At 40.7% G+C, this 558-nt stretch carries 1 protein-coding gene; it reads right to left on the bottom strand.

Annotation, left to right across the window (positions count from 1 at the left end; genetic code table 11):
• Positions 1-558: GAD-like domain-containing protein (locus H5232_RS23590; RefSeq protein WP_182831713.1), on the bottom strand; the 558-nt coding region annotated here is incomplete at both ends.

Here is a 558-nt window from a genome sequence, read left to right as displayed (position 1 = left end):
AGAAGCCATATCAATAATTTCCATATCACCCATGTCGGCAATTAAATTCAAATGGGCAAAAATATCGCACTTTTCAATATTCTTGATTTTTTTCTCGCCACCCATAAATAAAAATGGCGCAAAGCTGTACACTTCATCAGCATTGAGTGGGCCATGTTTTTTTAATGCCGCAGGGAAAAGTGGTTTCCTTTGGTTGTTTTTAATATCAAGTCGCTCAGGGCTTTGAAATGCTATAAAATTTTTTATTGTCCGCTCAGTTTTACCAGCTTTAATATCTTGCTCACTTCCTTCGCTTGTCGTTATCCAGTTAAGGTGCGGGCTGATTTTAAGTGATACACCTGTTTTCTCGCCGTAGACCTGAAGCTTCCCCCAGGCATTACGCGCTATAACATAATAAATATCATCTTGCTCAAACGGGGTGTCTTCTAAAAACCGGTCAAGAATGTCTTGATAATCCGCTGGATTTGTCAGCCAAAATAAACCATCGGCAAAGCCGCTAAAACCGAGTATTTGCCAGTATTCAAGTAGCTGGTCAGGCAGTTTCCCTCGATACGCTTC

The organism is Pseudoalteromonas sp. SG41-5 (assembly GCF_014164495.1).
Taxonomy (GTDB): Bacteria; Pseudomonadota; Gammaproteobacteria; order Enterobacterales; family Alteromonadaceae; genus Pseudoalteromonas; species Pseudoalteromonas rhizosphaerae.
The sequence above is the reverse complement of the archived record's forward strand: the minus strand, read 5'-3'. Positions and strand labels throughout refer to the sequence as shown.